This is a genomic window from Photorhabdus akhurstii, from assembly GCF_019090985.1.
Lineage (GTDB): Bacteria > Pseudomonadota > Gammaproteobacteria > Enterobacterales > Enterobacteriaceae > Photorhabdus > Photorhabdus akhurstii.
Map to the genome: position 1 here is coordinate 3,300,529 of NZ_CP020335.1, position 19,957 is coordinate 3,320,485.

The 19,957-nt window shown below is 48.4% G+C and carries 10 protein-coding genes and 1 pseudogene; 2 read left to right on the plus strand and 9 right to left on the minus strand.

What is annotated here, in order from left to right:
• Positions 1–61: 61 nt before the first annotated feature.
• Genes B0X70_RS14245 through B0X70_RS14255 form a run of 3 tightly spaced genes read right to left on the minus strand, consistent with a single transcriptional unit; the run spans position 62 to position 11,253 of the window.
• Positions 62–517 (minus strand): immunity 42 family protein, encoded by a 456-nt coding sequence (locus B0X70_RS14245; RefSeq protein ID WP_023044989.1) that lies wholly within the window; start codon positions 515–517, stop codon positions 62–64.
• The gene (locus B0X70_RS14250; RefSeq protein ID WP_217469627.1) at positions 514–9,540 is read right to left on the minus strand and encodes a two-partner secretion domain-containing protein; all 9,027 of its coding nucleotides are present in this window, start codon (positions 9,538–9,540) and stop codon (positions 514–516) included. Before B0X70_RS14250 ends, B0X70_RS14245 begins: the two co-directional genes overlap by 4 nt.
• A gap of 48 nt (positions 9,541–9,588) precedes the next feature.
• Positions 9,589–11,253 (minus strand): ShlB/FhaC/HecB family hemolysin secretion/activation protein, encoded by a 1,665-nt coding sequence (locus B0X70_RS14255; protein WP_217469628.1) that lies wholly within the window; start codon positions 11,251–11,253, stop codon positions 9,589–9,591.
• An 815-nt stretch (positions 11,254–12,068) separates the two neighbouring features.
• On the opposite strand from B0X70_RS14255, the pseudogene B0X70_RS14260 reads away from it, so the two are divergent.
• Positions 12,069–12,297, plus strand: a pseudogene (locus B0X70_RS14260) (IS30 family transposase); the annotation flags it as partial.
• Between the two features lie 270 nt (positions 12,298–12,567).
• On the plus strand, positions 12,568–14,244 hold the full coding sequence (locus B0X70_RS14265; protein ID WP_217469629.1) for a S8 family peptidase: 1,677 nt from the start codon (positions 12,568–12,570) through the stop codon (positions 14,242–14,244).
• A gap of 86 nt (positions 14,245–14,330) precedes the next feature.
• On the opposite strand, the gene B0X70_RS14270 is transcribed toward B0X70_RS14265, so the two are convergent.
• The 6 genes from B0X70_RS14270 to B0X70_RS14295 form a co-directional block, all read right to left on the minus strand.
• Positions 14,331–15,635, minus strand: a complete 1,305-nt coding sequence (locus B0X70_RS14270) for an NAD(P)/FAD-dependent oxidoreductase (protein WP_036782186.1) — start codon at positions 15,633–15,635, stop codon at positions 14,331–14,333.
• Between the two features lie 415 nt (positions 15,636–16,050).
• Complete coding sequence (nagZ, locus tag B0X70_RS14275; protein ID WP_214039901.1) at positions 16,051–17,073, minus strand: beta-N-acetylhexosaminidase; 1,023 nt, start codon at positions 17,071–17,073, stop codon at positions 16,051–16,053.
• A 50-nt stretch (positions 17,074–17,123) separates the two neighbouring features.
• Positions 17,124–17,987 (minus strand): thiamine kinase, encoded by an 864-nt coding sequence (gene thiK, locus B0X70_RS14280; RefSeq protein ID WP_214068184.1) that lies wholly within the window; start codon positions 17,985–17,987, stop codon positions 17,124–17,126.
• Positions 17,974–18,543, minus strand: coding sequence for a penicillin-binding protein activator LpoB (gene lpoB, locus B0X70_RS14285; protein WP_217469630.1), 570 nt, complete (start codon positions 18,541–18,543; stop codon positions 17,974–17,976). The genes thiK and lpoB overlap by 14 nt, the downstream gene beginning before the upstream one ends.
• Before the next feature lie 180 nt (positions 18,544–18,723).
• Positions 18,724–19,080 carry a purine nucleoside phosphoramidase gene (gene hinT, locus B0X70_RS14290; protein WP_105395045.1) on the minus strand — a complete coding sequence of 119 codons (357 nt, stop codon included), beginning with the start codon at positions 19,078–19,080 and terminating at the stop codon, positions 18,724–18,726.
• A 71-nt stretch (positions 19,081–19,151) separates the two neighbouring features.
• A complete protein-coding gene (locus tag B0X70_RS14295) occupies positions 19,152–19,937 on the minus strand; it encodes a metal-dependent hydrolase (protein WP_217469631.1) in 786 nt (261 codons plus the stop codon).
• Positions 19,938–19,957: the final 20 nt, after the last annotated feature.

A 19,957-nucleotide genomic window follows, 5' to 3' on the forward strand; every position in this document is an offset into this window, starting at 1 on the left:
TGTCGGATGATTGTCTAACATTTGGGGTAGTTCATTTTGGCCGGGATTTATGTTTCTAACATCAATAATTAGATAATTTTTTAATTACAGAGCTTACAGTACCAGATGGTAATAATGTTTCATTTATTGTTTTTCCATCATCATTACTCCATACAAAACGATCATTATGGCTCGTTTTCATGAAGTAAACATAACATCCATTATCTCCCATTGGTGTACATGTCATATCGAACAGCCCCTCAATGAGATTTTCTCCATCCCCTGTGAAATAACTCTCAGCATTTCTATACAGGCTAACTGGTTCAATGTTGACATCATTACATACCAATTCATCTATTTTCATATTTGAATAAAAACTGAAGGTTGTTTTCAGCTCAAAAACATCCAAAAGATCAAATATTTTATGTCCATCCAAATAGAAAAAGAAAATGCCATTTTTCCAAAAACCATCAGATGAGTTCCATGATTCAACAGCATCGAACTGAAGAGAAAAATAAAACGGATCGCCATAAATCATTTCAACCTAACTCCCAATTTCTTTTGAATGTCGCTTGGCACCTGTTTACTTGTTAACTGGTTTTTTATATCTCCAGAACTGCCATTCCAGTGATATTCCCCATTGGTACCTTCGAACCTATGAATATTACCTTTTTCATCCTTAGCGAATCTAACTTCTTTATTACCATAATTTTTGGAGCTTGGAATTGAGTTTTCAAAAAGTTTCAATGAGTCTTTTGGTTCTATTCCCGCATTACGGCGATTTCCATCACCACCAAGAGTATGTTTAGGATTGGATTTATAAACTAACCCATTATTTGCTGTCACTGGATTAGGTACTGGTACAGCACTTCCCTTTATTCCTTTTACTCCAGCCTTACTGATCCCTCCGGCCACCCCCGCAGACGCCGCAATTCCCGTCTGCCCCATAATCTTCACGATTTCCTGGGTCGTTTCTTCTGAACCGCCGGTGACTTGGGCACGATGGAGCACCAAATTCCGTGATGCGTCAATATTTGACATGGCACCCCGTAAATCTGCCCATTCCCGCACTTCTGCTGGAGTGAGGGAATCCAGCCCCTGCATTCTGGCTTTTTCCTGAATTTCGCCTATTCGTGCGCTGTAATCACCTTGCAATGCCCGCAGTTCTTTGGCAACAGCAACGCACTGGTCAGCGCCTGAACACGTTGCTATCCGTTCCTGAACCTTGTCATACTCCTGCCGATATTTATCCCTAACGGCAGAGCGGCAACTGCTATCACCCTGACAATTAACCAGTTCCTCACTGCGCGATTGATTCTTCTCCACACTTAGGTGATTGTTATCGACTGCGTTCTTCCCGGCTTGAGCCCCGGTAACGGCGCTGGCGGTGGAGTCACCAGCAATGCCGCCTGCCAGTCCTGCCGCCAGGGTGGAAAGGGTGCTGATAGTTTGTTTTTGCTCTTCCGTTAACTCACTGACTTTAGCCCCGTCGCCGTAAAGCTGCTTAATCAGGACCTGAGCCGCCAGTTCCCCCGACGCCGCACCCGCGGCACCCGCCAAGGCATTATTACCGCTTACCTCTGCCGCCACCGCGCCTAAAATCGCATGGGCCAGCGTGTTAGTGGCGATATCCACCTGATGGGTTTTCGGGTCGGTGGTCAGCTCTTTTATCACGCCCGCCAGATACGGTGAAGCGCCCCCGGCCAGCGCCTGACCGAGATTGTTGCCCGCTAAGCCCTGAATCGCTGCCGTAGCCGCCTGTAGGGCTTTCTGATAGGTTCCGCCGGTCCCAAAGCCCGAGTCATTCAGCGCCTGTGTGTAAGCGGTGTCATAAACTTGCTTATTGATATCCGCCGCAGTCGGGTGTGGATTGCCGCTGTCGACCAGTTTTTTTCTGGCTGCGGCTTTGTCCGGTTCACTGATATGGTCCAGTTTCGCTTTCGCCGCTTTGGTGGCGATAATTTTCCCTTCGGTACGGGCTATCTCGGTCATCTGGGCGCTGATTTCGCCAATCAGTCGCGCCTGTTTCAGCCGTTGCTGCTCTTTTTCCTTATCAAATATCGGACTGAGGACATTGGCGGCGTTATCGGTATCGCGGCTGAGGGTCGCGATATCCTGCGTCTGGTGCGCCTTATCCCGGATAATCAGGTTGCCGTCACTGACGGCGGCGTACGTGGTGCTGCTGTCATGGCCCTGGTTATGGGAACCACTCAGCCCATTGACCGCCAGATTATTCAGGACCTGACCGGCGGTCGGTTGGCCGAGGCTGACGCCCGCGCTTTGCTGCTCAACAGTAAAGTCCGCTTGATTTTTAATATCCTTGAAGCCCAGCGTTCCGGTGTTCAGGGTGTTGTTGGCTTTGTCGGCGGTACTTGCTATCACCGCGCCGTCCAGTTGGGTGTGGTCGCCGACGTCAACCTGATAGCCGCCTTTGCCGGCAAACAGTCCGGTCTGCTCCTGCACGCTGTCATAGTTGCTGTGGAGTTTATTGCGGCTGGCATTGAGGCTCGCGGTGCCGTTGGAGAGGGGACCCACGGTGGCGCTGACGCCCGCGCTGGCATTCTGTTGTCGGCTGTCATAGCGCTGGCTGTCCTGCTCGCTGCTGAGGGTCAGATGACGTTTCACCTCGGCAGTAATCTGTTCGCCGCTGACTTGGGCCCCTTTCAGCGTGGTGTCCCGGCCACTGTTTAGCCCGACGGTCTGTCCCGCCTGTAATGTGGTGTTAGTGTGACTGATACCGTTGCCGTTTTCACGGCCGTTGCCCCGGCTGACATTGGCCGAGACGCTCAGGCCGGTCCCTCCCGGTCCCGCGGTCAGGCCCATGCCCAGCGAACTGCCGTGGCTGCTGTTTTTGCCGGTAGTCTGTTCAGTGTTCTGGCTGGAGGAGAGCTGAATATCCCGGTTAGCATTCAGTTGCAGGTCTTTACCCGCCTGTAACTGGCTGCCCTGAATACGGATATCGCCGCTTTGATTTGATGGACCTTTGTTATCCCCGTGAGCCGTTATCGTGAGGTTATCCCCGGCAGTGAGATGGCTGCCCTGTTGAGTGGTCTGGCGGTGCTGCTGTTCTGAACGGGAAGACTGGCGACCGTAGGACAGGCTAATCCCGGCCAGGTTGTTATTGCCTTTGTCGTCACTGCCCTGAGCCTCCGCCAGTCGGCCGGCCTGCGCCGCTTGCACTCCGCTGAGGGCGGCTTGGGTGTTTTGCAGGGCTTTCACTCGCGGGTCGCTTTCATTGCGGGCGGCTCTGGCTGTTTGCGCCGCGCTGTTGACGGCCCCGCCAGCAGTGCCACTCAGCGCCACGGTTAAACCGCTCTGTTTTTGTTCGGTTTTTGTCGTGGTGTGATGGCGGTTTTCCGCGCTGGTGATATCGACCTGTTGACCGGTCAGCGTCAGGTCTTTACCGGCAATCACCTCGCTGCCGTGAACCCGGAGCTGTTCACCGGCGTTGAGGGTGACGTTGCCCTGGCTGCTGCCGACCGTGCTGCCTTTACTCAGCTGGCTGTCACTGTCGGTGGTGGCTTTCTGGCTGGCTTTGCCAACAGTAAAACCAATCCCCCCGGTCCCCATCAGGCCGGATTTTTTCTCCTGCCGCCAATGGGTTTCATCGTGCGCTTCCGCGGCGGTGGTAACAGTGAGCTGATGACCGGCGCTCAGGCTGACATCCTGCGTACCGGCGACATTGCTGCCGCTGATACGCAGGTCTTTACCGGCCTGGAGATTGACCTTATCGCCACTGAATGTGGTGCTCAGGGCCTGCCGGTCATGCACTTCGTCGTGGGTTTCCACTGACGATTTCGACAGCCAGCCTTTGCTGGTCTGTTTACTGTGTTCCACTAAGTCTGAGGACGCGGTACCGGTGGTCAGCGTCAGGTTATTGCCGGCCTGCGCCGTCAGTTGTCGACCGGCGTTGACATGAGCGGCGGTGGCGTTCAAATCCTGCCCGGCTTGCAGGGTCACATCACCGGCGCCGGTTATCTGGCTGCCGATATCCTGTTGTTGGGTCAGATGGCGATAGTTATCTTTCCCCCAATTCCCTTGCTCTGTGCGGCGCGTGCTTAAGGCGTCCAGCGTCAGGTTATGACCTGCGGTTATCTCGGTGTGACCGTCTTTCCCGGCATTCTTGACGTCACTGGCGGTTAATTGCACATTGTTGATGGCGCTCAGCGATAAGGCGCCCTTATCATTCCGCACATAGATGCCCGCCGGACGGTCCAGCCAGCGGTTAGCCTCATCCCCACGCACCGTCGATGCGCTGATGATATCCCGGCCTTTCAGGGTCACCCGGTCATCGCCCTGAATCCGGCCGCCCCGGTTGGTGAGCGTCTGTTGGGCCGTCACATCCACTTTGCCGCCGCGAATAAAGCCGCTGTTGGTCAAATTGTTGGCCGTCAGTTGGGTGACGTCACGTCCGCTTATCGTGCCGCTGTTGGTGATATCGCCCTGACTGTTAAGCGCCACGGTATTCCCGGCGAGTAAACTGCCATCACTGCGCAGGTCGCCCTGACGGACACGCGCGTAAACCTGCGGCACGGTGACCACCTCGGTAGTGCCATCCGGCAAGGTGACGGTTTGGTTAGTCAGCCAGATAATGTCTGAGGTCAGCAACGCCATCTGCGCCGGACTCAGCGCCACGCCCGGCGTTAACTGTTGCTGTTTGCCAAAGGCGATACCGGCATCCATCAGCGCTTTAAACTGGGCTTCGTCGTTATTGTAGCCGGGCAGATAGCGCCGGCCGGTCAGTTGGGTGATTTGGTCGCGCACCAGACGCTGTTCGTAGAACCCATCGCCCAGGCGTTTGTGAACCAGCGCCGGGTCGTGCGTTAACTGTTGCCGCATATAGTCCGAGCCGAGCCACTGTTTGTACTGGGTAAATTTCGGGTCGGTCTCCACCAGATAGTGGCTGTCGCTGCCCGGTTGCGCGGTATACAGGCTGTTATCCGGCAGGCGGGTATCGGGCGTCACCACGCGTATCACCGGGTCGACAGTTTGTCCTTTGACGGTCTCCGGGGGCAAACTCAGTTCAAACGGCTGACCGGGAGGCAATACCAGTGGCTGATTTTTGATACCGTTCACCGGTGTGACCGTCGTGGGGGCAGAATGTATCTGACCGGTTTGTCGGTCTGTAATCGTGATATCGGTACCCTGTGGACGGGTATTCTCCTGCCAGGCCAGCGTTTTCAGGTCGATGGTTTCTATGACGGGGGCCGGGTCATAATTGCTGCGGCTTTTCCCCTGCGAGGTTTTGGTCCCCCCGAACCCGAACTTTTTCTTTTTGGTTTTTTTAGCATACCAGTGGGTCTGACTGCCCGTATCGGTGGTAATCCGTTCTCCCTGAGTAGCGATATTGTGCAGTTCACCAATTTCACCACCGAGCGTGCCGCCAGCGACAATCTGGCTGTCGTGATTGGTGACCTGCGCACTGTTGAGCGTGATATTACCCCCGGCCAGAATTTTACCGGGGTCGCTCTGTTTGACCTGAGTTTCTTTGACGGTGCGGGTGTACTGATATTCGTAAAAGTCATTACTGCGGCTGCCATCCGGCATGATGGCATCGTGCACTTTGTATTTATTGCGGTGGGAAGTGTCCACCTGTGACCAGTCATAGCGAGTGGTCTGGCCGCTTAGTACTGCATCGTGATGCTGAGACTTTTCTGTTTCGACGACCTGAGTCACCAACCCGGCGTTGGTGTTGTTAATCCGGTCGGCATTCATCTTCAAGTGGCGCCCGGCTTCAATCGTCGCCGCGTGGTTATTCAGTTCACGGGCTTGACCGGTGGCCGTCAGGGTGTTATCCAACCGGCCGCCGATGTGCATGTCGCCCACACTGTAAATCTGCGCATGATGCTGGTTGTTGAGTGTTCCGGTGCCGATATCCAGTTGGTCCCGCGCCGCAATCACGGCGGCTTTGCCGTCCTGTGCGGAGTTATTCAGTGTGCCCGTCTGGAGGGCAATTTGGTCACCGTAAATGCGCCCGGTGCCGGTATTGTTCAGGGTGTTGGCTGTAATATGGGTCAAGCCGCCGTCAATCAGTCCGGTGTTGTTCAGCGTATCGTGAGCCTGGATTTGCGTTTGTTTGGCGCTGATTTCACCGGAGGCGCTGTTGGTGAGATTCTGTGCGCCCAGATACAGCGCCCGACCGGCTTTTATCTGGCGGTCATTGATAAGATTGCCGGTCGTTTTCAGGGTCAGATTGCCATTGGCCGCCGTGTTGCCGGTATGGTGAAAATCCTCAGTTAAAGTGACCGCCATATCGCCCTGTGATAACAGTTGGCCGTCACCGCTCAGAGAGTGTGCGTTAATCGTGGCCTGTTCCCCGGCAATCAGCGTGCCTTGCCGGTTGTTAATCGCTAGCGAGGTGTGCCCGCTCTTGTCGTCTACGGTAAGTTGTTTACCTGCGGAGATTAACCCCTGCGCATTCTCCAGCGTGTGACTCACCTGAGCTTGCAGGTGATTGGCCGCCCGTAAAGCGCCCTGGGTATTGTCCACCTGTTGAGCGTTTACCGTCAGGTTTTGCGCTTCCAGTCCGTTATCCGTGTGCGCCGTCTCGCGGTTAATCAGGCGAGCGGTGTTCAGGGTCAATTGCTGACCGCCACGGATAAGGCCGCCGGTGTTATCGGTTTGAGTGTCAACATCAAGCTGAGTGTCGCCCACCGCCTGCACCTGCCCGCGACGATTATCGAGCTGGTGAGTGTTCAGGGTTAACGTGTCGGTGGATAACAGTTTGCCGTCCCGGTTATCCAGCGCGGCGTGTCGGGTATCGATAACCACCTGTCCGCCTTGCAGATGACCGTGGCGATTGTCCAGTGGGCCGCTGGTGACGGTGGTTTTTCCTTCTCCAATAATCTGGCCCTGCTGGTTATCCAGCAACTGTCCGTCGGTATCCAGAGTCAGGGCGTCGGCGGATTGTAAAGTCCCGTTGCGGTTAGTGAGTTGTCGGCTGTGAATGTCCAGCCCGCTATTTCCGGCTATCTGGCCCTGAGTATTATTGAGTGCAGTGCTGGTCAGCGCAGTTTTGCCGTCCGCGGCGATTATCCCGCCGGTGTTATCAACATCGCCGGTGCGCAAAGTTAACTGCCCGCCACTCAATAACCGGCCTGCTTTTTGGTCGGCATTGCGGGTATTGGTGAATCGGTGGCCGTGGGTATCAACGGTCATCTCGCGGCCAGCCTGTAACAACCCTGCGGTGTTATCCAGTTCGCCACTGTTTACCGTCAGCGTGTCTTCGGCTATCACCTGCCCCGCGGTATTGGTGAAGGGATGGCCTGTGGTCTGGCTATTGATATGCTGTGCCAGCAACACGCCTTGGGTGTTATCCAGGGTCTGGCTGGTCGTAGTTAGTCGGGTTTTGGCTTCAAGATGACCGTTAACGTTTTGAATAGTTTTGCCCACGGTGAGGGTGGCGCTGTCCCCGGTTGCCACGATGCTCCCCCGGCGATTATCCAATTGAGTCGCGCTGAGCTGGAGCGCGTGACCGGCTTCCAGCCGGCCCGACTGATTGTCCAGCGTGTCTTTGACCGCCAGTGTCAGCGAGCCTTTTTCGGCGGCCACGATGTTGCCGTGACGATTATCGATGGTCGTTGCTTTAAGGTTCAGGTTGCCGTTGCCCGCAAGGGTGCCGTGCTGGTTATCCAGCCTCCGGGTGGTGAGGGACAGCGTATCTTTGCCCTGTTGTTGCATCACGCCACCTTGATGGCTCAGGATGTCAGCGTTGACGGTTATCTGCCCGGCCTGAGTTTCGGCGTGGTTGAGTTGCAGTTCACCGGCCTGTATCGTCAGGGCGCCATTGGTCAGTAGTTTGCCCTTATCACCCAGCCACCGTTGGGTGTTGAGCGATAATTGACCCTGACCGGCCAACTGCACCGTCCCCTGGTTGTTATCGGCCTGATGCGCGGTCAGATGCAGGTCCTCGCCCTGACTGGCAATAGTGCCCTGACGGTTGTTGAGCCGGTCAGTAGTGAGAGTCAGTTTCCCCTGATTGAACACCATCCCTTCACGGTTATTCAGGGCGCGGGTATGGAGCGTCAGTTCACCGGTCCCGGTCTGGTTAATTTTTCCCTGCTGATTGGATAAATCCGGCGTCGTGAGGTGGATTTCCTTCGCCACTAACTGGCCGCCGTCGTTGTTAAACTGACCCGGGGTTTTCGCGCTAAAACGGTCGGCGTTGACGGTAGCGCGAGCGGTACTGATGCCCGATTGACTGGCAGTCAGTTGAATTTGCCCGGCCGCCGTCTGGCTGTCGCTCAGGTCAATCTGTTGGCTGTGGATAGCCAGCGTATCAGTGGCCAGATTTTTGCCATTAGCCTGAACGTGCTGCGCGGTCAGAGTCAGGGAGCCGGGGCGGGTCGTGTTGCCGTTGTCATCCAGCCCCGCAGCCCACACGCTGCCGTGACCACTTTGTATCGTTCCTGCTCTGGCGGTGATATTGCCCCGAGCCTCAACCCGACCACTATTGTTCAGTTGTTCGCCTGATTGCAAGGTCGCCGTCGATTGAGACAGGAGTTTGCCCTGATTGTCTATCTTTGCGGTACTGGTTAATTGCAACGCGTCACGGCTGCTGAGGGTGCCGCGGTTCTCTATCCGGCCATCGGCGGTGATATGGACCTCCCCGGCAGACGCGCCGATATTACCGGCATTATGCACGCCCACCCCCGCCTCGGTGCCTATCAGCCTGATTTTATGGGCATACATGCCGCCCAGCGCCGCCACATCCAACGCAAACTCTGGGTGCTTTTCATCGTCAACCGATTTTTTCTTAATCTGCTGATGCGTCGCATCGACAATATTGCGCCCGGTGGTCACTTTCAGGTCTTGCGCGTGTAATTTGGCGTTAATCGCCACGGAGCGGGCGATAATATCGGTGTAACTTTGCTGTGTGCTGTCCATGCCGCGCCCGTCAATCCGCACTTCCCCCTGATTGACATCAAACCCTTTCAGCCGGCCCTGCTCCATCAGCGCCTGTCCGGTGGTGAGCGTAGTGCGATGTGAGTTAATGAAACCGCAACCGTTACAGGTGATGCCCGAAGGATTGGCAATAATCACCTCGGCTTTATGCCCGGCCACTTCAATCCAGCCATTAAGGTGACTGGGGTCACGGCTGTTGACTTCGTTAAGAATAACGCTGGCGTCCCCTTTGGCTAGCCACGGATTGCCCGCGACCATACCGCCCAGTTGCGTCTGGGTGGCCTGATGGCTGTTATTGAGGATCACCCCCTGTTTATCCACGTCAAACTGACGGTAGGTATTGTGGGAAACGCCGTCGGCGCCCGGGGTCTGGATATTGACCTGCGGCGTGCCGTTGGCGCTGCGAATGATGGTGGGCTGCTGACGGCCCGGTGCCTGTCCGTCGGCCACAATCGCCGCCTGTACGGTGAGCGAAACTCCGCCAAGGGCTAACAACAACCCAAACCGTAGCGCGGTGAGTCGGCAACGACGCTGCGGTGAAGAGGGGCGATGAGCGCGACGTCCGGCTCTTCCCCGTCCGGCCCGCGCTATCTCGGCCACCACCATCCACAGCTGGCGAGATTGATTAAAGATAATACGATATAACTGCTTGTTCATGATTTTTGCTCCACACAACACTACCCACCGGCAGTTTTGTTATTTGAATTAATACTGCCAATACAGGTTGAATCCGGCCGTGACGGGGGAAGTTTGGAAACCGGCGGGTTTGGACAGCGGGACGCCGACAAACAGGTCGTAGCTCACCTTTTTCAGGTTGCCTCTCCAGCCCAGGGCGCTCCCCGCCAGGTGTTTTCCGAGCAGCGCGTCACTGCCCCGGCCGCCCACTTCGCCATAATCGATTGCCAGATACAGCGACTGCCCTTTCAGCGGGGTTTGCCAGTCCAGCTCGTTCCGGCTGTACCAGCCCCGATCAGCGGATAAGGTCAGCTCGCCATCAAAGCCGCGCACCGTCCAGCGGCCTCCGATTGAAAATCGATCCTGGGGCGTCAATGGGCTGGCGCTTATCTGACGCAAATATTGGGTCTGATAAGAAAAGGGCTGAGAAAACAGCGTTAACGGCCCGGCCAGCGTCGCCGAGAACTGGGTGATTTTGGGTAAGGCGGTCCCTTCATTGCGGTACTCTTCCGGCGCCGGTTGTGCGCCAAACCAGCGCATGCCCTGCTGGTAAGTCACCCGGGTATCCAGCGTCGCACTGCCGATAAAGTGATGATGGGACAGCCCCAGCTTCCAGCCCGCGGTTTCCCGGCGCTGAACATCAACTTCGGTCTTATCAATAAAATTGCGCGACGTCCGGCGATAAATTTCACCGTTAAGCAGAGTTTTCTGGTCGGCGTTACGGTGCAGAACACGGCTAAGCTGAACCGCCAGGTTTTGGCTTTTGCCCCGGTATTGGATCGCCTGATTCAGCCCGGCTATCGTCTGGGTATAATCGTAATGACTGGCCGTCACACTCGCCATCCAGTAGCCGAAGGGCAAAGAGTAATAGAGCGTGTCATTTTGGCTGCCCTTCCCGGCAGATGAGTGAATATCGCGTCCCTCGGAGAGATAGAACAGATCGCTGAGCGCCAGCGGGTTATCCAGAAAGAAGGTTAAACCGCCCTGATAACGCCCGGTGCTTTTAGACCCGGTATCATCCAGATACGTGGCGACTCGCCAGTGGCGGGATTGACGCCAGTCCAGCACAATATCGCTCTCCCCCGGCTGCTCTGCCGGAACAATGTTCATATCAGCCTGCACGGTCGGGAAACGTTGCAAGTTTTCCAATCCCTGCTCGATATCCCGTAAATCCAATAATTTTCCTTCACGTGCGGGAAAGGGGGTTATCCGCTGGATATAGTTCCCGCTATCTGGGGTATAGCGGATATGCCGGATGTTGCCCGGTATCATCACCAGTTTTAAGGTTTGGGTACGCAAATCCTGGGGAGGAGCCAGAACCCGGCTGGTGACATAGCCATGATTGATGAGCTGATCTTGCAATTGGGTTATCAGCCGGCTAATGCCTTTATCACCGAGGCAATGGTTTTCGCCCTGTTGGGCGACACGCCGGAGCGGTAGCCAGTGCGGGAAATTTTCGGTGCCGGCTAATACGACATGAGTGACAGGAAAACAGGGGGTTTCCACCGCAAAGGCGGCTGACTCCCCGGTTTCCGGTACCGACAGATGAACCTCCGCAGGCGGCGGGGCTAATTGCGCTTCCAGGGCTTGCTGACGGGCCTGTTGATGAATGAGTTGTTGATCTGCGATGTCGGCGGCTTGACTGCCTGAGGCTACGCTACAAAAAACCGTTAATACCAAAATACTGCTTTTCATTGACTTTCTATTCCACAATGTCGAAACAGCATTAACCATGAATTTAACTTAACGATCAATATTTAGGGTTGATTATCAACCGGGCAACTAAAATAGGGGGTTGGTTAAAATAACAGCAAAAACAAGAGGTTATATGACAAAGCAAAAAACAGGCCAATGTGATTATTTTGTAACAGAATTGTATAAAAAATAGATTAATATTAATCATTTAATAACCAGAATTAATAATTTCAAATTAATTTTATTGTTTTATTTTAACAATGTGATGTAAATCACATTTATGATGATTGATTTCAGCATTGAATTTCTTGAACTGTGACAGTTATTTTTAATTTGTGATAAGTAATGACCTTTTATGATTAGATTGGATGATAACTTTTAGCTCAGTTGGCAAAACAGGTGCTACGCTATTGCGGATTGGGAGATAACTATCAGACAGCAGGTATTGGTGGTGATTACACAGCTAATTTCTCTATTACCGGACTTGATGTCTAGTTGAGCTGCCCATATCGATTTTGGTTAAATAAACTCTATCAGATAAAAATAAATCCCGTGCTACTGCTCCGTAATTAACTCACAGATTGGAAAAAATCATGAATCCTAATGAGACAAAGATCTCCAGTGAGGATGTATCCATGCCAATCTTACTTTTTATCGGCTGCTCGCTCTGCCAGAAGATCATTTAACCTAAAACCTCCATAATTATATTGGGATAAACAACATGATTTGTTAGCGTCATTCTCCGTAATTGGAGAGTTGAACGTATCGGCGATTGGGAAGGTAATACGATGTTTGGAGTTTGCAGAGCATGAACTAAATTAGAGTCGCAAATTTACTTTTCTCACCCTTATTCACCTTGGGAAAGGGGGACTAATGAAAACATCAATGAGTTAATCACCAAAGGGAACCAGTTTTAATGAAATATCTGAGCAGAAATTAAATTTTGTGGTAAACCGATTAAGTAATCGCCCCGAAAAACTCGGGGGTGGGAAGACACATAATGAATTATTTAGAGGAACACGGATGTGTTTACTTCCAGAGTAACAATGTTGCACTTACTATGTAAATATATTACATACTATTAATAAGGTTATTCAAACTTATCCACCTTAATAAAAACCCACTTTTTATTTTAAGGAAAATAACTTCCTCACCAAAGCGATTATAAATTAATTCTAAAATCACATTCAGCAATAATCAGTATAGATAGCCCAGTTACTCTCTAACAGAACAATGGACTAAGAAATAATAATAATATGAAATACCCAGTTATAGTTATACTGAGGAGGCAATTAACCAAAGAGGAGAATGATAATGAACATATCCCTTGAGTACTTTCAATCTGCAAAATTTGACGGTAATTTATATTTCAAATGTCACGGTGAAATTAGTAACAATACAGAAATAAAATACACCGTAACCAATTCAAATACAAAAGAGATATATGAATGTTATAGTGAAGATAATCAAATCGCCTGCTTGACTTCACTAAAACCCGCAAATTATACGATAGAAACCATCCTTGTTCAGGATGGTAAAACAGTTGCTAATCTTACACCAGAAAATATAGAAATAAAAGAATCAGATTTATTGTTTGATATCAATAAGAAAATCGATGAGATAGATAAAAACAAAACTGATAATATTGACATTAACCATATCCTCCCGAAACAAACACCTGCTAAAGGTAACACCGTCTCTTTAAAAGGAAATAATGATATCCCAAATAAGAATTTGAAATATAATCTTGAAATTCTGTTTTCCCCTGATGGATTAAAAAAATTTGAAATAGAAAAAGATAACTTATTACCTATTTTTAATTCATATAAAAGCGCAATAGAGATAAAACCTGTTTTTAATCAAGAAGATTTAGATAAGAAAACCTGGAAAACACCAGAATTCAGTAAATTAACTCATCTTTACAAGATAGATGCTGATATTAGTCATGCTGATTTAGTCAAGTTAGCCAATGAGTTGGAGAAACTGGATTATGTCGAATTTTGCTCTCTTACGCCGATTTTGAAAGAACTGCCACCACCGCCTTTACTTCTGTCCGAAGAGGAAACCATAATTCCTGAATTTGATACTACTCATATCGTTACACCTGATTTTTCACATCTACAGGGATATTTAGACGAACATAACGGTATGAATATTAGAAAAACCTGGGATGAAGGTTATAAAGGTAAAGGCGTCACTGTACACCATCTTGATTTCGGCGTTTATAGAAACCATGAAGATTTAGTTGGTAATATTACGGTTATCAACAGCCGCCCAGAAACACAAGATTGTAATCATGGCACAGCAGCCACCGGCTGTATTTCTGCAAAAGATAATGAATTCGGTGTGACGGGTATTGCTCACGAATGTCAATTCCGTTTTTATGACGTCGATGATTTTGATAGAATAATATATAGCTTTTTACCAGGAGATATTATTAGCTTAAATATTCAAACTGTAGCCAATAATAGATATTATCCTTTTACCTACCTCAAATCTAATTGGCAAAGAATAAAAAGTTGTGCTGATGCAGGAGCTATCATTATTTTCGCTTCTGGTAATAGTGGTATTAATTTAGCCTATGACTTCACTTTCCCTAATTACGGTGATCCTGGTGGTATTATGATCGGTGCCTGTACATCAATTAATGGACACCGATTAGGCTTTTCCAATCATAATCTTCACACCAGTTTAAACTCCTGGGGTGAGAATGTCACAACTACTGGATATACAAACTTACAGTACCTACCAGGAAATAATAGAAATTATACTCGCGGTTATAATGGTACATCCAGTGCTACACCTTTAGTCGCAGGGGCATTAGCACTTATTCAGTCCTATGCCAAATCAAAATATCATAAATATCTTAACTGCACTCAAATAGCAACACTGGTTAGAAGTAGCGGTTTTACAATAGGAGAACTACAAGGAATCGGCTCGCGACCAAATGTCGCAAATGCTTTCAAATTAGTTGATCGTTTGCTTTCTTAATTAAGGTAAATGATTTCAGATTAAAGTAGTGATGTTTTATCAGGGCCGCCCGTTATTCTACGGGGGGCCTTGTATTAATTAAGTCATTAATGCAATTTTAATCGCGGGCGAATTACACGGTTTATACCGCCAACAAGCATCATCAAGCTAGTTTTGATATATCCATGTAAGGCTACCTGATGCATACGATATAAAGAGATATAGACAGCGCGAGCTACACGCCCTTCTATCATCATTGAACCACGCATCAAATTGCCCATCAAACTACCCACCGTACTGAATTTAGACAATGACACCAATGAGCCATGATCTTTGTAGGTATACTCTTTTAACGGTTTATCATGCAACAAGGCAATAATATTACTGTAACAGCAGCTAGCCATTTGATGAGCCGCCTGCGCCCTTGGTGGAACAAAACCACCTTCCTTCTTCGAGCATGACGCACAATCACCAATGGCAAAAATATGATCATCAAGTGTCGTTTGCAGCGTTGGCTTCACCACTAGCTGATTAATTCGGTTAGTTTCAAGACCAGCAATATCTTTCATAAAATCAGGTGCTTTGATACCGGCAGCCCATACCATGAGATCAGCTTTAATTAGCTCACCCTCTTTAGTATTCAACCCGCGTTCATCAGCACTGGTCACCATAGTTTTGGTTAATACATGAACGCCAAGTTTTGTGAGTTCCTGATGTGCCGCAGCAGAAATACGCGCCGGCAATGCAGGCAAAATCCGCTCCCCTGCTTCGACTAACGTCACGTTCAACGCTTCTGAATTCAACCCTTCAAAACCATAACTGTTAAGCTGTTTTACCGCATTGTGCAATTCCGCTGATAGCTCAACACCTGTCGCACCACCGCCAACGATAGCAATATTAACCTTATCTTGCTGCCCACAGTTTGCAGAATACTTAAGAAACAGATTCAACATTTCATTATGGAAACGGTGAGCCTGTTGTGGATTATCCAGGAAGATACAATGCTCTTTCACACCCTGTGTATTAAAATCATTGGATGTACTGCCCAAGGCCATAACCAGAATGTCGTAGCTCAATTCACGTTCAGGCACCAGCACTTCGTTATATTCATCCCTGATCTCAGCCAAAGTAATTTTTTTGCTATCGCGGTGAATATCAGTCAACGTCCCTAATTGGAAACTGAAATAGTGATTACGGGCATGGGCCAGATAACTCAACGCATCAACCCCATCGTCAAGGGAGCCTGTTGCCACTTCATGTAATAACGGCTTCCATAAATGACTTTGGTTACGATCCACCAGCACAATTTCTGCTTTCTTCTTGCGACCCAACTTATGCCCCAGACTGGTTGCCAGTTCCAAACCACCGGCACCTCCACCAATGATAACAATTCTCTTCTTTGGTGTTGTCATGACTACTCCACTAAAATGTAAACCAAATGTTATTTAAGGGCAGTAAAATAATACCTTTAAATAACATTTAGTTTTATACAAATAACTGATGTGATAATTACAGAATATCATGACTGGTTAGTAGGTCATACCAAAATTGAACAACATCAAATTCTTTTGAATAAATAAACATCAATCACAAAATTTGTCAATTTATTTTCAGTTGGTTGGATTCAGCTCTTATTTTTCTCATGTTTCTATTGACGTAAGAAAGAAAATATGAATTAAGAAAGAGATCTTAAAAAAACCTGATATCAAAGAAATTTCAGGAATGCGACAATACTATTTATACAAAAAAGCGGGATATTTTCCCGCACAATTAACGCTAAAGGTCATCTATTTGGCAATAAAACAAACATAAAAGATGACTTTACAATTACCGCACACAACCCTGCCATTGCTCATGTAAAGCCGTTAGTGCTTTATTAGCCTGCTGCCAACGTTTTGAATTCTTTAACTCATTCAAACTGTATTGACTACCTCGATGATACAATTCTGATAATTTCTCCACTTTGGTCAAAGGCAGATTATCAAGCACGCTAATCGCTCCATCACGGTTATTACATATCAAAATCATGTCACAACCTGCATTGAGGGCAGTCTGTCCGCGTTCAACGTAACTTCCCATCATCGCCGCCCCCGCCATAGAGAGATCATCGGAAAATATCACGCCATCAAAGCCCAATTGCTGACGCAGCACTGATTTTAACCAGTATGACGACCCGCTGGCTGGATGCTCATCTACCTGAGAATAGATCACATGAGCCGGCATAATCGCATCCAATAAATTGCGCTGAATAAAATCACGAAAAATAGACATATCATGATGACAAATAACTTCCAACGGGCGATCATCACAGGGAGTTTCTTTATGAGAATCAGCATCAACAGCACCATGCCCCGGAAAATGTTTACCCGTCGATTTCATACCAGCAGAATGCATGCCTTTAATAAAGTGCTCCGCCATCATCTTGGCCTGTTCGGGATCTTCATGGAATGAACGTTCACCAATAGCCACACATCGGTGACCTAAATCCAAAACTGGAGCAAAGCTGATATCAATATCCATAGCAATCATTTCAGACGCCATCAACCAACCCGCCTCTTCCGCCAATTGAATTCCATTGAGATTGTCACTCAATCCAGCAAAAGATTGAGCCGCCGGTAAACAAGTGAAACCTTCACGGAAACGCTGAACTCTGCCGCCTTCTTGATCAACAGCAATCACAAGACGATGACGGGAAGCCTTACGAATCTGACGTACTAATTCTCGTAATTGCTCAGGATCATGAAAATTACGGGTAAACAGAATTAATCCGCCCACTAATGGATGTTGCAAAATTTCCTTCTCTTCATTATCCAATTCATAACCAACAACATCTAACATGACCGGACCCATAACATTCCTCACTTGTATTCATGTGCTGCAATTAATGCAGTGCGATATATTTAAAACGTTAGACCAAAAGAGAGACGTAACGGTTGTGCTAATTCTAAAAATTGTGGATCACCACTCTGTTTCCAACGCACTTCAAACCACATCAAAAACATATAATCAACCCAAAGTCGCCAACGTTTAATCTGGCGCTCTAATAGTGTGCGATTCAAGTATCCTGATGGCTGACAACAATAGTAGTTCAAAAAATCTTGCTGTTGCGATTCATTCCAGTGATTAGTGAGAAACAGTGTCGCTAGCGCAAACCCAATATCGGTATCAGTTGCATATTCCCAATCAATGAGTTTCAGCCCCTGAAAAGTATTAAGCAAATTACCGTAATGCACATCCATATGAGCGGGTGATAATTTGAGTATTGAAGGCATTGGAGATGACATAAAATGTTTATGCAATCGCAACCAGCGGGGAGTAAGACGCGTTTTATCAATTTGCAACCAGTGGCTTTCTAACTGATGCCGTAGTTGAAGCCGGTAGCCAAACAGCGGCTGGTGATGCAAAATCGCCAATAATGCCGCCAATTTTTGCAAAAAATCAGGCTGAGAAAACTCATTTTGCCCAATCACATGGCCGGGCAACCACGTCAACAACAGCCAATGAGGAACCATTGCTATGACTTGCGGAGCAATTTTTACCTGGCTGAGATGGCGCAAAATGGCGCTTTCACGCTGACGATTAACGCCAAGCTGTTTCCCTTGTTGCCACTGCTTACGGCCGACAACATGATATTTACCATTGGTGGCGTAATAGCTCCCATTTGTCAGACCGCTTAACGGTCTTATTTTCCAATCGCCTACTTCGGTATGCGGCCATTGCCTGCACAATGCCCGCAACAAACAATCATGATTATTTAACGTCACCGTGCCCTGACCAAAGAATCTCACCCGTCTGTACCAGCATCAGTTGCATGACGATATCGCGCTTATCACTGTTACCTGAAACTATAGAATAAAGGACATAATCGGCATTCAAATAACGCGCCAGACCAATCGCTTTGCTACGCAATCCCAAACTATCTTCCTCAGATAAGCCTAGAGATTGACGGGCACTTTGCACTTGATTTTGTGGTACTAACTCAAAAACATGCTTGCTACTGACAGCTTGACACAGAGCATCGGTTGCCTGCATGGTTTGTAATGCACCGTTGGTATTATTTTTTACTGTATCAACTAACAGTAGCTTCCCGTTTTCCAACCCATGAGCCTTAACTAATTGCTCAACTAATGGTTGCACAGTACTTTCCCAGTCAATCGCGCGCATTTTCGGGAGTTCTGGTACTTTTTCCGATGGTGGTGTCGGTTTTTCCGATGGAGTCACTGGTACAACCGGCGTCGGAGGTTCGGGCTGCTCCGGTGGCAAGGATGGACATCCCGCCAAAAACATAACCGATAGTGCTACAAAAAGAATTCTTCTCATTAACCTATTCCAATTACAGAGTTCTAAAAAACAGATAAATTTCTGCTGTGATAGCAGCAATATATTATCGGTTCAACTCCAATGATAAATTTGCAGCATTTATTAAAAAATCGAGATATTCGAGGCATCTTGGAATAAACATCCCCGAATATCTGCCTAATATCCATGAATTTCAATACTTCACATTGACTTCATCAACAATGGCCCTAAATGGCGACCGCCAACCAAATGCATATGAATATGATAAACTTCCTGTCCCGCATGGCGGTTACAGTTCATAATCAAACGATATCCATCTTTAGCAATGCCTTCTTGTTCAGCAATTTTTGCCGCAACCGTCATCATGCGCCCTAACGCTGCTTCATGCTCCGGTTTAACATCGTTCACTGTTGGGATCAGGACATTTGGAATAATTAGAATATGGGTCGGCGCCTGTGGAGAAATATCGCGAAATGCAGTGACCAGATCGTCCTGATAAACAATATCAGAAGGTATTTCACGGCGAATAATTTTACTGAAAATAGTTTCCTCTGCCATCATATTTTCCTTTTATTCAAAAAAACAACCGATATATGAGCGCTTACAAGCCAAAGATTCAAGTTGATAAATCAAATTTTGTCTACATCAACATGAAATAAATCGCAAAAATTCTGTGTAGTCACTTCTGCTATTGTCTCAACACTCACACCTTTGAGTACAGCCATATATTCCGCAACATCACGTACATAGGCTGGCTGGTTCTCTTTGCCACGATGAGGAACGGGTGCAAGGTAAGGCGAATCAGTTTCAATCAGAATACGATCTAATGGTACATATCTCGCCGCTTCACGGATCTGCTCTGCATTACGGAAAGTAACAATACCAGAGAATGAAATATAGAAACCTAAATCCAGTAATTCTCTAGCCGTATCTTTATCTTCCGTAAAACAGTGCAAAACACCGCCACATTCTCGTGCCTGTTCTTCACGCAATACCTTTAAAGTATCATCACGAGCACTACGGGTATGAACGATAACCGGCTTGTTGAGTCTGCGTCCGATACGAATATGTTCACGAAATGAGGTTCGCTGTAATTCAGCATTATCCTGTTGATAGTAGTAATCCAACCCAGTCTCACCTAGTGCGACAACTTCATTCTCGGCCGCTAAACGCGCCAACTCATCAAAGTCATAACCTTCATCCAAGTTAAGTGGATGAATACCACAGGAAAATACGATATTTTCCCGTTTACCAATTAACGTTTTCATTTGCTGGAAACCAGGTAGCGTTGTCGCTACTGCCAGCATAAATTTAACCTCCCGATCTGCCGCTTTTGCAACAACATCATCTACATTTTTATGTAGGTTTTCATAATCGAGACAATCGAGATGACAATGCGAATCAACTAACAACATATTTAAACTCGTATACAAAA